The sequence below is a fragment of the Lachnospira multipara ATCC 19207 genome, from assembly GCF_000424105.1.
Classification (GTDB): Bacteria; Bacillota; Clostridia; order Lachnospirales; family Lachnospiraceae; genus Lachnospira; species Lachnospira multipara.
Map to the genome: position 1 here is coordinate 183020 of NZ_AUJG01000003.1, position 16298 is coordinate 199317.

Below are 16298 nucleotides of genomic sequence, written 5' to 3' on the forward strand. Positions count from 1 at the left end.
AATAACTCCTTATTCCACTTGGAATAGATTGGAATTAATGATTGCAAGCTTATTTTTTATGTCAGTTTAAAGCTAAGTATTAATTCATTAACTGCTTTTACTAAACTTATTTTATTCTTCCTCTTCCTTTTTTCTAGCTGCTGCTGCACCTGCTGCAATTGCTGCAGATACTCCAGCTAGTGCAATTCCGATTACGAAATTATTTCTATCAGCTGTAACAGTTGTATCTGCTGCAACTTCTGTTGTATTGCTAGCTGCTGTAGAAGCTTCTGTAGCACTTGCTGTTGTTGCATCAGCTACTACTACGTCTGTATCTGCTGCTACTTCGCCAGTTGTATTTTCTGTTGAAGGCTCTTCTGTTGAAGGCTCCTCTGTTGAAGGCTCCTCTGTTGAAGGCTCCTCTGTTGAAGGCTCCTCTGTTGAAGGCTCCTCTGTTGAAGGCTCCTCTGTTGAAGGTTCCTCTGTTGAAGGTTCCTCTGTAGGAGTCTCAGCATTTACTAAATTAAATGATGTATTTGCAACACCATCTACAGAAACAATAGCAACATCATGTGATCCTACTGAAAGTTGCTCTAAGAACTCTGGATTGAGTTCTACTATTGTTGAACCTTCTGTTACTGTGTAATTAGAAGGATCAACTATTTCACCATCAACTGTAACTCTTCCGAATTTACTAATATCTGCTGCAGATCTTACCACTAATCCTTCACCTACAGTTACTGTTGAATTTGCACCATCTAATACTTCATAATTAATGCAATTTAAGCCACCATCTTCAATGATATCTAATACAAAATCTTTACCAACGAAGTTTACAAAGCTAATTTCTGTACCATCATTTAATTTAGCTTCTGTAAGTAATGTTGACCATGATACTCTGTTAGATGTATCAACTGCATTACCTTCAGAATCAACTGAACCATATTCATAGCTTAATGTAGACTTTCCACCAAGAGATGAATTCCATCCCTCATCGCAGATGAGAAGCTTTGATTCACCATCATAGAAATCTGTTGTTTCAATTGTTGTATTGTAGAATACTACTTCGGCTGTATTAGCCTGCCATGGTCTACCAAAGTAACCCTGCTTAGACTTCTTTGTTGAAGCTGTATCAACACCTGGTGTTGTTGATGTAACTGTACACTCATACATTAAGTAACCTCTACCAGAAGACTGCTGAGCTGCTGTAATGTAGAAAGTATCATTTGCATCCTCACTTGTATTAGCTACTAAATCACACTGATAGAAAATAGCTTCCATACCACCAAAGATGTAATCTGTTCCACCATAAATCTGGCACTGATCAAATACTACTGTAGAATCAGTTCCACCATAAAGAGTATCCTGTCTACCGATGAACTTACAATTATCAAAATATGTATCTGAAACATTGCTTACGATTGCAAGAGCTGCTGCTCTTTCTACATAAGCCTTTGCCTGAACTGCTGTTGAACCAACTTCGTAGTCATTTCTTGCACCCTTTGATTCACCCTTAGCACTGCTAAGTGCAACGATTGTATCGTTAGCTGCAAGCTCTGACTGATACTGGTTAAATGAGTTCTCAAAAATAATTCCATCTGCGCCAAAGCCATCTGCATATACAACTACTGTTGCATTCCAGTAGCTTCCGTTTGTTGTACCAGAACCTGGATTCTGGAATGAATAATAACCATTGTATGTATTAACATCTAATAAATCTGCGTTATACTTACAATTCTTATCCATACTATAGTATGCATAACCATGTCCATAGTATGATGTAATTCTAACTGCTGTATCTACGATATCAACACCTGAATTTGTAAGATCTGTACTTGCTGCATCTCCTGCTGCATTTACTAAATTAACATTGTCAACGTCAATAACAAGCATTTCCTGATATGTACCTGGATCAATTACAATTGTAACTTCCTGGTCATCTGTTCTTTGCATTGTTCTTGCTGCATCAAGTGCATCATTAATTGTCTGATAATCCTTATCTTCACCTACTGTAATAACGCTCTTATACTCTGTTGGAGTTACAACGCTAATCTCTGTGAAGTATGTCTGACCACCGTTTGACTTAATTGTCATTGTGCCATCCTGGCTTGCAACAACCTCTGTCTGTTCAATTAAACTTGTTGAACCTGACTTATTAGCTACTGTTACATCGCCTGCTGTAAAGTAAGCGCTATAGCAGTATGATAATGTTACGATATCGCCAGCCTTAACTGGTACTTCAATTGTACCATTTACTGTATTACCTTCAGCATCTGCTGATTCGTTAAGAAGAAGGTATGTCTTGTTCTCTAATACATTTTCATTAAGAGCTAAACCATAGTAGTAATTGCTACCATTAATTGTCTCGATACCATTTCCATCATATGCCTTATTGTAAACTGAGAAATTCCAATCTGTAACATCATAGAACTTAACTTCTACGCTATTACCTGTCTTATCAGCTGTGTTATCATATGAACCAAGCTTTAAATCATATGTTGGAGCCTGCTCGTATGCATAGTTACCAATACCTGTAACCTTAATTGAATACTGACCTTCTCTTAAGGAAATATTATCGCCATAATTATATGTATAAACATAGCTTGTACCATCTTCGTAAGTATCATTAATATTAGTTAATGTAATTACTGCATTCTTAGCATCTTCACTTGAGATACCTGCAAGTGTAATTGTTGCATCATATGTATCCTTAGCTGCAAATTCAATATTCTTTACAGCATCTCCATCTGTTTCAATTGATGTTGTTAATAATGTGTAATCAGCAGCATCTGTTGCTACTACTTCGTATGTAACACCAGCCTCAACCTTTAATGTGAAAGATAAATCACTATTAATTGTTAATTCTGGAACATAAATCTTATCTGCTTTAAATGCTAATTGTACCTTTGCAGCCGCATCTGCACTAATACCTGTAATATTACCTGTAATTGTTACAAGCTCTACTGGATTGATTACAAAATCAAGGCTAAGTGACTCTACATCTGATGAAACACTTAACTTATCCTGGCTTGCAATAACATAACCATTAGCATTCTTTAATGTTACTTCATAATCAAATGACTGATAAAGGAAAGCTTTATATGAGCCATCTGCTGCTACTTCAGCAACTGTTTCTCCACCTGTCTGCTTATTAGTAAATACTAAGCTGTAACCTGATGGAGCTGCTGTTCCAAGACCATTAGGATCTGCATATGTAGATGTACCTGTAATCTTAACTGGAACTGTGTGAACTCTTGTTGCTCTTGCAATTACTAACTTTTCGTTAGTACAGTATAACTTATATGTGCCTGATTCAGCAGCATAGAATGTTGCTTCTTCAAGACCAGCACTGTTTGTAAAATTAAATGTCTGAATATTTCCACTTGGAGATACTAAATAATATGTAGCATCACCACTGTTTGAACCAAGCATTAATGTTAAAATATCATTTTCAACTAATGTAAAGTTCATATATACAGAATCTGTTGATGAATTGTTAGAATAAATGTAGCCCTTGTATTCATTACCAGCTGCATCCTTCTTACTCTTTTCATCATATCTAGTTAAGTTTGTGTTAGTTGTTCTATATCTGTTGTTTGTCTTACCGCCAGCACAGAAATAAATGAATTCGTTACCTTCTGTATCATAAATAGTAAAGTCACCAATATTTACACCAGAAGTACCAGCTGCAACACTTGAACCGTAAAATGCTGTCTGAATGCTTTCTGTAAGTAAGTTGTTGTAAACCTCACTATCTAATTGTTCTGCACCAAAGTCAACTACGTCGATTTTTCCATTTCCTGCCTGTGTTGGGTCTGTTGATCTAGCCTCAGTCAATGAAATCTCCTTAATATATGTATTAGAATCGATTGAAAGTACAATTGATTCTGTTTCTTCATCAGTAGTTCCTGTAACTGAATAGTTGTTCCATGAACTTGCTTCAGTTGTTGTAAGTGTAGCACCATCTACACTCATTGTTGCGCCATTATAAGCTACTACATTAAGTGTGTAGTTTGAATATGAACCTACAGGAATAGTAATTATTGTACCAGCATTAGCCTGTGTATCAGAACTTCTAGCTGCTAACTTACCATTTGTAGCATCAATTGTTAAGCCTTCAAATGTACCTGTACCATTATTAGCTCCCTGAAGTGCTAATGAATATGCACTAGATAAATTTGTGTTAGACTGATTAAAATTCCATGTTGTTGTTGTAGCTACATAAGGATTTGGTGTAACTGTAATTTCATGAATCCATGTTCCACCTTCAGCCACACTAAATGTAACCTCTCCAGCTCCGCCTGTATAATTATAAGTTAATACATCGCCCTCTGATTCAAGCTTAGCATTCTGTCCCTGCTCGCCATTCATGTAAAGAACTGGTGTACCACCATAGTAAATACATGTCTGTACATTAATTGTACAAGGTCCTGCTACCTTTACAGTAATTTCTGCGCCCTCTCCCATAGTTAAACCATGTGCGCCATTATTAGCTGTATTTTTTACAAATGTTACTAAACCTAAACTTGTACCTGGAGTATGTTTGTAATCGCTTCCATCTAATTTAGCAAAAGTCATTGTGTAAGTTTCACCCTTTACGGCTTCTGTTGCAGTTAAACCATTGCTTAACTCAGCAGCCTTTACACTTACCAAGCTTCCAGAAAATGGAATTGAAGCGATAACTAAAACAAATGCTAATACCCCTACAAGCACTCTCTTAAAGTTTTTAAACTTCATTGTGTTGTCCTCCCGTTATAAATTGTTTATATACTTCAAGCCCGTCTACGAACCCTTGCGGTGGTTCTTTTGTCTATTGTTATGATTATACATAAAAAAGGTCATTCCCCAAGATGCTATATTATTTTTTTATGCTCTATCATTGGTTATTTATTAAAAGACCCTTTATTAATTTAGTAATAAAGGGTCCTTTTATTGATATAAAGCTTAAGACTTTCCTTAGCTAAATTACATTATGCATTTTTTCTCTTTTTGCTAGCAATAAATGCTACTGCTGCTAAAACCATAAGGCTTACATAAACAACTGGCATTGCGCTATCGCCTGTCTTCTCATTAGTTGTTGATACTACGCTTGAATCTGCTGCTACTTCTGACTTACTTACTACAGCTGTATCTGCTGCAACATCACCTGTTGTAGCGCTTGCTACTGTAATTGTTGCTGTTGCGCTTCCGTCTGTTGAAACAATTTCTACAGTATGAGTACCTGTAGCAAGTGTTGCTGAATAAGCTGCATTAAATGTAACGATTGTTGAACCTTCTGTTACTACATAGTTACTTGGATCAACTTCAACGCCGTCAACTAATACCTTAACAAACTTAGCAAAATCTGCTGCTGATCTTACTACAAAGCTTTCGCCCTGAGTAACAACTACACCATCACCATCAAGTACTGCATATGTTACATCTTCATCAGCTGCAACTTCGTTTATTAAACCTGTTGTTACATTTTCTGAAACAGTAATTTCCTTAGATGCTGTAAGTGTACTTGCGTTAAGTGTTGCACCTGTTCCCTCTGCAGCCTTATCTGTTAAGACTAAGAGACCGTTCATATTAATTGTTCCATCTTCATTACGAGTTACAGGTAATTCGCTGTAAACATGTGTTGTATAATCCATACCTGTATTTACTGATTCAAACCAATCACTTGTTACTGTTGTTGAAGCATCCTTTGATTCTCCTGATGCTGACTTCCAGAAGTAGTTTGTTGACTGGTAAACCTTTGTTGAATCCTGATTACCTACAAGCTTAATATTTTCAGCATTATCAGTATTCTGTGTTCTGAATGAAAGAATACCTGATGCAGAATAATCTGTGTTTGCTGCTGTATTTGTATAAAGTGCTACGTTGTTAGCTTCATTATTAAATGATGTAGACATACTAATCTGAATATCTGGGCAAGAGTTTGAATCAATACCCTTTGACTTGTTATCAAATGCTACACAGTTATAAAGGATATGATAGCCTGTCATTGAATCGCCACCCATCTTAAATCCATTACCGTTACCAGCATTTGTACCATCAAGTAGATATCCATTTGCATATGCTACTGAATTCTTAATTGTTACTACACCAATTGCACCTGACTGAACCTTTGCGAAAAGATCCCAACCATCATCGGCATTATTATGTGCAATACAACCATCAAATACGTTTCCATCGCCACATGTTAACTTAGCTGCAAAACCATCAGCATCTTCATAACCATGATCGTGGTTATTGTAAGATGTACAGTTAAGAATTAAGTTGTATGAAGGCCATGTTGACTTATCTGCATCATTTGCAGAAAGTCTTGAAATCTGAAGACCTGTGTTACCATTTTCATAAGTCTCTACATTATCTACTGTGTTATAGCTACCACTTAAATGGATACCATCCTTACCATCAGCTGACTCTGTAACGTCAATACCCTGGATATACCAGTAGTTACCTGCGATTTCCATTGCATGTCCACTTGCATTCGCACCACTAATAACTGGTCTTGTGCTTGCATCTGGATCTGCGATTAAGTAAATAAGTGCATTTTCTGTACCGTTTGTTCCTCTTGGAATTGTTACAGTACTTGTATACTTATATGTACCTTCCATCATTACGATTGTCTGACCTGGCTGAGCATACTTAATTGCTGTCTGTAAATCAGCTGGGTCTTCCTTGCTACCTGTACCATTAGCGTTTGGAGATACATAAATTGTTTCACCATTATATGCATTGTATGTTACTGTCTTAGCAATTGTGATTTCATCATAATTACTCATTACCTTATATTCACCAGGAACATAATTATCATTTGCATCATACTTAACTGTAAATGTATTGCTACCTAAGTTAAGTGTTGTTTCTACTTTAACCTGCTCATTAGCTGTTACAGTTACTTCCTTAATAGCTTCGCCATTCTGGTAAACTGTTGCTACACCATCTGCGTTAGCTGTGAACTGTAATTCGTAAGTAGACTTATTTGTTGTAGCTGCTGAATCAATTGTTGCTACTGTTTCAATTGTTTCAACTGGCTGCTCTTCTGCAGGAGCATCATTTTCAGGACTAACAGTTGTAAATGTTACATCTGAGAATGTTGCCTGAGCATATCTTGATACGAAGAAACCTACATAAACTGAATCTGAATCAATCTGTGAAAGAGCTTCTGTATCATAATACTTCTTTGTTACTGAATAAGAACCATCTACTGATTCGTAAGTTACAAAATAACCTGTGTTATTCTTCTGAATTGTTAAATACATTTCTGTAATATTCTGATCAGAAGTTGTATTAACACTATTTCCGATTACATTTGATGAATCAGAATATCTCTGCTCTAAAGGATAAGCTGATGATGTGAAATTGTTATTAATTGTATCTGTATCATTAGCTTCCATTAAAGAAATATTTTCTGCTGTTATACCTGTCTTTTCAAGTGATTCAATACCGATTTTCTGTGTAACCTTTGTTGCTGTTGTATCTGTTGTTACATTTCCATCAGCATCTACATAATATTCTGTCTTTGTTACTGCTGCAAAATATGCATTGTTCCAACCAGAACCACCAAGCTGATCTGCTGCCATAAGACCAAATGCTTCCTGACCATTTGATAAATACCACTGATCAACTGTTACCTTTGCTCTTAATGTAAAGTTCATGTTAGATGGTACTTCTGTGTAATAGAATGAAAGTCCATCATATGAAGCTGGTACAAACTTACCATCATTACCTGAACCTGTAAGCTTACCGTTTGTTAACTTACCAGCTGTTAACTGAACATAACCATCAGCGTTTAAATCACCAACCTTAGTAAAGTTAGATGAATTAGCACCATTACCATAAGTAATTGTACCCCAAACTGTCTGAGCTTCCTTAGTTGCCTCTACCTCATCGCTTACTGTACCATTTGTTGTTGTAGCTGGTAAAAGTCTTACTGCCTGCACCTTAAATTTATAAGTAGTGCCAACTGTTAAACCTGTTACTGTATATTCTGTATCAGTAATTGCATCAGCAGCAACAACATAATTTTCCCCATCTGTGCTATAAGAAACGATATAAGAATCAGCCTCTGTTACTGACTGCCATCCAATATATACGCTTCCGTTACCTGTACTTGCAGTTGTATTAATTGTAACTTCACTTAATGGAAGTACGAAATTTACAGAAACTGCATCACTAGTCTTATCATCTTCACCTTCACGATAAATGCTAACTGTTGCAGTATATGTTCCTGATGAACTAACTGTAAATGTCTTTGAACCTGTGCTACCTTCCTTTAAATACTTACTTGTCTGAGATTCTCCAGTAGTATCTGTAAGTGTTACATTAGCTCCATCTGCTCCATTTGTTCCGATTAAAGCATCGAAATCAACTGTTACTGTACCATCTCCATTATCTACTACATTTGTTACTGTAGGATTAGCAACTTCTGACCAATCTGCTCTTACTACTTCTGCTGCCTCACCTGAAGTTTCAGTAACTTCGATCTTAAAAATGTAATTATTGCCTTCTAAACCACCTAATGCATATGTTCCTGCTTCACTTAATGTAAGTGTTGAAACACATGGATCATTCTTAGCTAATGTCTCTGATGTCTGTGCTGCTACTTCTCCAGTTGATAGGTTGTAGATTGCCATGCTTTTATTATCAGCTCCACTTTCTGCCCACCAAATCTTTACTGTTGCACTTGCACTTGTTTTAAAGCTTACATAGTTCTTTCCTGCTTCTATATCTGCCTTTCCACCAAAGTTTAATCTCTGTTCTGATGTATATTCATCGGCAAATGTCTTTGAACTTGCATCAATCTTTGTCTTTGAACTTGCAACTATTGTGAAATAGTCATCATATGCAATTTCTTGTCCATCTGTATAAGTACCTGCAGCTGCTGCTGTAAGTGTTGATGTTTCGAATGTATTAACTGTTGATGTAACAGCTGGTGTTTCAGTAACCTCAATCTTAAAAATGTAATTATTGCCTTCTAAACCACCTAATGCATATGTTCCTGCTTCACTTAATGTAAGTGTTGAAACACATGGATCATTCTTAGCTAATGTCTCTGATGTCTGTGCTGCAACTTCTCCACTTGATAGGTTGTAGATTGCCATGCTTTTATTATCAGCTCCACTTTCTGCCCACCAAATCTTTACTGTTGCACTTGCACTTGTTTTAAAGCTTACATAGTTCTTTCCTGCTTCTATATCTGCCTTTCCACCAAAGTTTAATCTCTGTTCTGATGTATATTCATCGTCAAATGTCTTTGAACTTGAATCAATCTTTGTCTTTGAACTTGCAACTATTGTGAAATAGTCATCATATGTAATTTCTTGTCCATCTGTATAAGTACCTGCAGCTGTTGCTGTAAGTGTTGATGTTTCAAATACATGAGTATTTGAACTATCCTCATTGGCTCTTACGTTTACAACTGAAAAATCAGTTGGCATAAGACCAACAACCATGAGAATTGCCATTGCGATTGACATAATTCTCGCTCTCATCTTAGTCTTCATAGACCGTTCCTCCCATAAAATATATAATCACTAAACTCCTATTTATCAGCAATTCATTGCGTCCCACAAATTACTTCTCCTGCTGACATTTGCCATTATATCTAAAATTTAATTTTTTCGTCAACACAAGGGCTTGTGAAATTTTCACTAAAAACTAGAGGATTTTATTGTCTATTTTGACAGATATGTCAAATGATAGTACCACAGTACCATAAGACTAGTACTTAAATGTAAAATTTTCATGAATAAATTGTTATCAAAAATTTTATATTTTCCTTTTAAATAAGTACTTATTTCCTATAACTATAGTACTAACGATATATTAGTTGATACTTACCTACTATTGGTAGGTTTTATTTTCATATTCTTATAGATGCATAAAAATTATGTAATCTATACAATATTTCTGTAGTCTACTATATAGTATTGTATAAATTACACAAAAGTTTTTTAAATAATTCTTATATCATTAGTTTATTTATTATTTTATTATTATGTTATAATACATTTTTATAAATAGAAAATGGCCTCCTAATGCAAGGAAGCCATTTACATATTCGTGTCTTACAGCGCAAGTAGCTGTCATACACTTTTAAGTTTTTACATTATACGTAATGTGTGCCAATTGCGGTTTAGCTACATTAGAATAATCACTAAAATTACTCTTCAGCTGGTGTGTCGTCTGCTTTTTCGTAAGCTTCGAGCACTAATTTCTGAAGGTTGTCCCTTGTGGCTGTATTGATAGGATGAGCGATATCTCTATATTCACCATCAGTAGACTTTCTACTTGGCATAGCGATAAATAAACCCTTTTCGCCTTCAATAACCTTAATATCATGCACAACAAACTCGTCGTCGATTGTTACAGATACTACAGCCTTCATCTTGCCTTCCTTAGTAATCTTACGTACTCTTACGTCTGTAATATTCATAAGCACCCCTTCTGCCGCAACTTTTTTGCCGGCCAAACATATTAATATCCCTTCGTTACTAGTCAAGGAACTTTTTATATATCGTCTACCAGTCTATCCTTCTTACGGTTAATCCCTCCCAAGATTAACTATAAGTTAACTTGCTTTGATAAGACTGCAAACCGCACGATTAAAGTTTCCTGATATATTTACTAATTCGCGGGGTGCCTCATACGTTGTCTATTCTGTCCACGAACTTTAGTAACCAAATTAGTAATATAATGGGCTATCCTCTATGACGATCTGAGGACCTGCCTCGCCAACGTATCTTGCGTTAGCCTTAATAGTACTGTTGCTTTCTACGATGCAGTTCTCGATGTATGCATTATCACCGATATAGGCATTGTTTAAAATGATAGAGTTCTTAATTACAGCGTTATTTCCCACATAAATCTTCTTAAATAACACTGAATTCTCTACAGTACCATTTACTATGGAACCACTTGATACTAAACTGTTCTTTACATTTGCTCCAAAATTGTACTTTGCTGGAGGTAAATCTTCTACCTTAGAGTAAACATCTGGATACTGCTTAAAGAAGTAATCCCTAACATCCTTATTTAAGAAATCCATATTAGTCTTGTAATATGCATCTACAGTGGAAATGTTACTCCAATATGTATCGAGTTTATATCCATAAATCTTCTTAATATTCTTATATCTAACGAGGATATCTCTAACAAATTCATGTCTATCCTCTTCAGCCGCCTTTTCAAGTAATTCAATTAAAAGACGTCTTCTTATTACATAGATACCTGTTGATACTGTTGAAAGATTAGTCTCTAAAGGCTTCTCTTCAATCTCAGTAATTCTACCTTCATCAGTCATGGCAACAACACCGTAACGGTTAATATCACTTCTGTCAGTTAACTTCTTAACTACCATTGTAATATCAGCCTTCTTCTCGATGTGATATTCAAGTATCTTATTATAATCCATTTTATATACGCCATCACCTGATGCAATTACTACATAAGGCTCATGGCTTGACTTTAGAAAATGTATATTCTGATATATAGAATCTGCTGTTCCTCTATACCAGTTACTACTTTCAGCAGTTATTGTAGGTGTAAACACATACAAACCGCCCTGCTTTCTACCAAAATCCCACCACTTAGATGAACTCAAATGTGAGTTAAGTGATCTTGCATTGTACTGTGTTATAACAGCAACCTTCTGAATGCGGGAATTTGACATATTACTAAGAGCAAAATCAATACCTCTGTAACTACCGGCAATAGGCATTGCAGCAATAGCTCTCTTATTAGTCAATTCTCTCATCATTCTGTTGTTTCCGCCGGCTAAAATAATTCCTATCGCCTTCATTACTCTTCACCTGCCTTAATTAAAAATCCACCACTTGCTAACTGATTATCAGTATAATCAGAAGCAGTTGTCACTCCTGAAATTGCACTGTTCTTGCCAACCTTAATGTTGTCAGGAATAACTGTACATTCTCCAATTGTTACCAGGCCAGAGTTATAAATCTTTGGAAGCTTGATATTCTCAGCTTCTTCACCAACTCCAAGTTCAACATTGTCTCCGATTGTAACATCTTCAGCAATAATTGACTTATTAATGATTGTATTCTTACCAATCTTAGTATTATTCATAATAATTGAATCATGAACTTCTGCTCCCTCTTCAATTACTACGCCACTACCAATAACTGAGTTAAATACCTTACCATAGACTTCTGTACCATCTCCAATGATACTCTTCTCAATATAGGCATCTGATGCGATATACTGAGGAGGAATTGCATCATTACTTGTGTAGATCTTCCAGAATTCCTCATAAAGGTTAAAGATAGGAATAATATCGATAAGCTCCATATTAGCTTCCCAATAAGAACTAAGAGTTCCTACATCCTTCCAATAACCGTTATATTCATAAGCAAAGATTCTCTTATTACTATTAAAGCAATATGGAATAATGTGCTTTCCAAAATCGCACTCTTGCTGATCTTTCAACTTAATAAGTGCATCCTTTAAAATCTTCCAGCTGAAAATGTAAATACCCATGGATGCTAAATTGCTTTTAGGGTTAGCTGGCTTCTCCTCAAATTCTGTTATCTTGTTATCACCATCTGTTACAACGATACCGAATCTAGAAGCTTCCTCAATAGGAACCGGCATAGCTGCAATAGTAACATCAGCATTATTAGCCTTGTGATAATCAAGCATAATCTTATAATCCATCTTATAGATGTGGTCACCTGAAAGTATTAATACATACTCAGGATTAAATTGTTCCATATAGTCAAGGTTCTGGTAAATGGCATTGGCTGTACCTGTATACCATTCACTGTTAGTACTCTTTTCATATGGAGGAAGGACTGTAACGCCTCCAACATTACGATCCAAATCCCATGGAATACCAATTCCAATATGGGTATTAAGTCTTAGTGGTTGATACTGTGTCAACACACCAACTGTATCAATTCCTGAATTGATACAATTACTTAGTGGAAAATCAATAATACGATACTTTCCACCAAATGCCACAGCTGGCTTAGCGACCTTAGAAGTCAAAACACCCAGACGACTTCCCTGGCCACCAGCGAGTAGCATAGCTATCATCTCTTTCTTAATCATGCTATCACCTCTGATGTAAATAATTTCTACGGTTCTAGATACTAAAAGTATAGCACAATATAATATTTAAGTAAAAACTTTTTTCCTATTTTTTCTGGATATTTTGATATTTTTCGTAATATTACCATATTTTGTTATGAAAAAATTGAAATTTCCCATAAATAGTTATAATATATAATGAACTTGCTATTTTTGCAGGTCAAAAATTAGTTTCTTATTAGATAAGCAATCTATTACAAAATAAATTTATGAGAAAGAAGGCACATTTAATATGTACAAAATCGATTTTAAGAAGCCTATTTCAGTACATTTTATTGGAATTGGCGGAATCAGCATGAGCGGCCTTGCTCAGATTCTTGTTAAAGAAAATTTTAAAGTTTCCGGTTCAGACCAGGCTGCCTCTAAACTTACCAAGGAATTAGAGGACATGGGATGCAAGGTTTCATACCCACAGTCAGCAGCTAATATCACAGATGATATTGACCTTGTTGTCTATACTGCTGCTATACATCCAGACAACCCTGAGTTTGTAGCTGTTAAAGAAAAAAATATACCTATGCTTACACGTGCAGAACTATTAGGTCAGATTATGAGCAATTATCGTTCTGCAATTAATGTAGCAGGAACTCACGGAAAGACAACGACAACATCTATGCTTACAGAAATCTTTATGGCAGCTAATGCTGACCCAACAATTTCTGTTGGCGGTATTCTTAATAGTATTAATGGAAATGTAAGAGTTGGTAAGTCAGATCTTTTCGTAACAGAAGCTTGCGAATACACTAACAGCTTCTTATCTTTTAATCCAACAACTAACATCATCTTAAATGTTAAGGCAGATCACCTTGACTTCTTTAAGGACTTAGATGATATCAGACACTCTTTCAAGCTCTTTGTTGAAAAGTTACCTGATAATGTTGGTACATTAATTATTAGCTCAGATATTGAAGACTACGAATATTTCTTTAAGGATAAGCATTGCCACGTAATTACATTTGGCGAGGATCCAAAGAAATCTAACTACAGCGCTACTAATATTAGTTATGATGCTTATGGCTGCTGCAGCTACACACTTATTAAAGAGGGCGCAGAAGTTACAACTATAGCTTTAAGCGTACCTGGACTTCACAACGTCTATAATTCACTAGCTGCAATTGCTGCTGCTGAAAATGAAGGCATTGACCTCGACTCTATCAAGGCTGGTTTAAAGAACTTCACAGGAACAGATAGACGTTTCCAGAAGAAGGGTGAATTTAACGGCGTAACAGTAATCGATGACTATGCTCATCACCCAGATGAAATCAAGGCAACTCTTGATTCTTGTAAGCATTATCCACACAATACAGTTTGGTGTGTATTCCAGCCTCATACTTATACAAGAACTAAGTCTTTAATGGATGAGTTTGCAACAGCTCTTTCTCTTGCTGATAAGGTAGTTTTAGCTAAGATTTATCCTGCTAGAGAGACAGATAATCTAGGAATTAGCTCCGCTGACTTAGCCGATAAGATTAAAGCTTTAGGCAAGGAATGTTACTATATAGATACATTTGAAGAAATCGAAAAATTTTTAGAAAAAAATTGTGTCAACGGTGACTTGTTGATAACTATGGGTGCTGGTGACATCGTAAAAGTTGGGGAAAAGTTAGTAAATAACGGAAAAAATTAACAGAAACATTTGTTTTCAACAAAGTTATCCACATTATCCACAGAGCTTATGGGATTTTCCACATAGGTTTCTGTGGATTTTTATGTTAATAATTCCATTTAGGAAAGCTAGATATTTAGTGATTTAATGACATAGTTCAAATAATTATCCACATTATCCACAATATCCACAATGCAAATGTGCAGAACCTGTCTACATTTGCAAGAAGTTAAAGGTGTGATATAATCTGACTTGCAAAAGACTTTTAAGTCAGACTTACTATATGAAAGAGGGGCAACAATGCGTAATTTAGTACTTTCAACAGAAACTGCTAATGGTTATACAGCAGTTCCGGACATATTTATTGACCAGTTTATACCTAATACAAGTGGAGAATTCGTAAAGATTTATCTTTATCTTTTACGTCTTCTTTCTAATAAGAATAGCAATTTAAGCATCTCCTCTCTTGCAGATACTTTTAATCAGACAGAATCAGATGTAATCAGAGCCCTTAGATATTGGGATAAGTTAGGACTTTTAGAGCTTGAGTATAATTCTGACAATACAATTTGCGGAATCACTCTTAAGGACCTTAACAACAACACTAATAACTTGGTTTCAAGAGTTTCTGATACATCCGCTAATGGATATAACTTGAATATCAACTTAAAGAACGAAGACGAAGTTATAAATAACTTAGCTTCTAATAATCAGGCCAACAATCATGCAAGCAAGGCTGCTAAGTTTAATAACTCAGCTCTTGGCTCTAATGTAGTTAGTATTAACGCTAACACAGCAAGTCAGAACACAATAGTTTCTTCTATGCCACAGGCTACAGTTGAAGCTAACAAGCCATCCTTAGTTGAACCATCAGCAGCAAGAATGGATGAGTTAAATAATGAAGAAGACTTCTCCTTATTACTCTTTGGTATTCAGGCTTACTTAAGTAGACCTTTAACTCAAAAGGAATGCAACTTAATCGTTTACTTATACGATAACCTTAGTTTTTCTTCATCTTTAATTGATTATCTTTTCGCTTACTGCGTAGAAGCTAATCATAAGGATGTTAGATATATAGAAGCTACTGCTCTTAACTGGCATGAGAAAGGCATCACAAGTGTTGCTGCTGCCAAGGAGGAAGTAACTAATCATAGTAACGCTACAATTAGCGTATTAAAGGCTTTTGGTATCTCTAATAGAGAACTTGGTAGCTCAGAGAAGGACTACATCAACAGATGGAGCAAGGAATACCACTTTAGTCCTGAAATTATTGCTGAGGCTTGTAACCGTAGTTTAGCTAATACACATCAGGCAAGTTTTCAGTATGCCGACTCTATTATTAAGGGCTGGTATGAATCAGGAGTAAAGAACTTCGAGGACATCTCAAGAGCAGATGCAGACTTTAAGGCTAACAAGGCTGCTGGTTATACTAACACTACAACAGCAAGAGCTAATAACATGACTAATAAATCAGCTGCTAGAAATAAAACTAACAAGTTCAATAATTTCCAGCAAAGAGAGTATTCACAAGAATTCTACGATTCTTTATACGACAATATGTAATTAATGTTTCATTAATATTTTAAATTTGAGCTTATTCATAGTGGTTATA

General features: G+C 35.6%; 7 protein-coding genes. 2 read left to right on the plus strand and 5 right to left on the minus strand.

The genetic code is table 11. The features are described 5' to 3' along the window. Positions 1 to 111: 111 nt before the first annotated feature. The 5 genes from G600_RS15915 to G600_RS0105060 all read right to left on the minus strand — a co-directional run bounded on the left by G600_RS15915 (position 112) and on the right by G600_RS0105060 (position 13041). On the minus strand, positions 112 to 4716 hold the full coding sequence (locus G600_RS15915) for a pectinesterase family protein (RefSeq protein WP_027430973.1): 4605 nt from the start codon (positions 4714 to 4716) through the stop codon (positions 112 to 114). 233 nt (positions 4717 to 4949) lie between these two features. Next, the gene (locus G600_RS0105045; RefSeq protein WP_027430974.1) at positions 4950 to 9473 is read right to left on the minus strand and encodes a fibronectin type III domain-containing protein; all 4524 of its coding nucleotides are present in this window, start codon (positions 9471 to 9473) and stop codon (positions 4950 to 4952) included. A gap of 659 nt (positions 9474 to 10132) precedes the next feature. Continuing rightward, the gene (gene spoVG, locus G600_RS0105050) at positions 10133 to 10405 is read right to left on the minus strand and encodes a septation regulator SpoVG (protein WP_027430975.1); all 273 of its coding nucleotides are present in this window, start codon (positions 10403 to 10405) and stop codon (positions 10133 to 10135) included. Between the two features lie 249 nt (positions 10406 to 10654). After that, entirely contained in the window at positions 10655 to 11770 is a 1116-nt protein-coding gene (gene glgD / locus G600_RS0105055) for a glucose-1-phosphate adenylyltransferase subunit GlgD (RefSeq protein ID WP_027430976.1), read from the minus strand. After that, complete coding sequence (locus tag G600_RS0105060; protein WP_027430977.1) at positions 11770 to 13041, minus strand: glucose-1-phosphate adenylyltransferase; 1272 nt, start codon at positions 13039 to 13041, stop codon at positions 11770 to 11772. The genes glgD and G600_RS0105060 overlap by 1 nt, the downstream gene beginning before the upstream one ends. 271 nt (positions 13042 to 13312) lie before the next feature. Here G600_RS0105060 and murC point away from each other — a divergent pair, with 271 nt between their 5' ends. Both murC and G600_RS0105070 read left to right on the plus strand, forming a co-directional pair. After that, positions 13313 to 14707, plus strand: coding sequence for a UDP-N-acetylmuramate--L-alanine ligase (murC, locus tag G600_RS0105065; RefSeq protein WP_027430978.1), 1395 nt, complete (start codon positions 13313 to 13315; stop codon positions 14705 to 14707). A 279-nt stretch (positions 14708 to 14986) separates the two neighbouring features. Beyond that, on the plus strand, positions 14987 to 16249 hold the full coding sequence (locus tag G600_RS0105070; protein WP_027430979.1) for a DnaD domain protein: 1263 nt from the start codon (positions 14987 to 14989) through the stop codon (positions 16247 to 16249). Positions 16250 to 16298 lie beyond the last annotated feature (49 nt).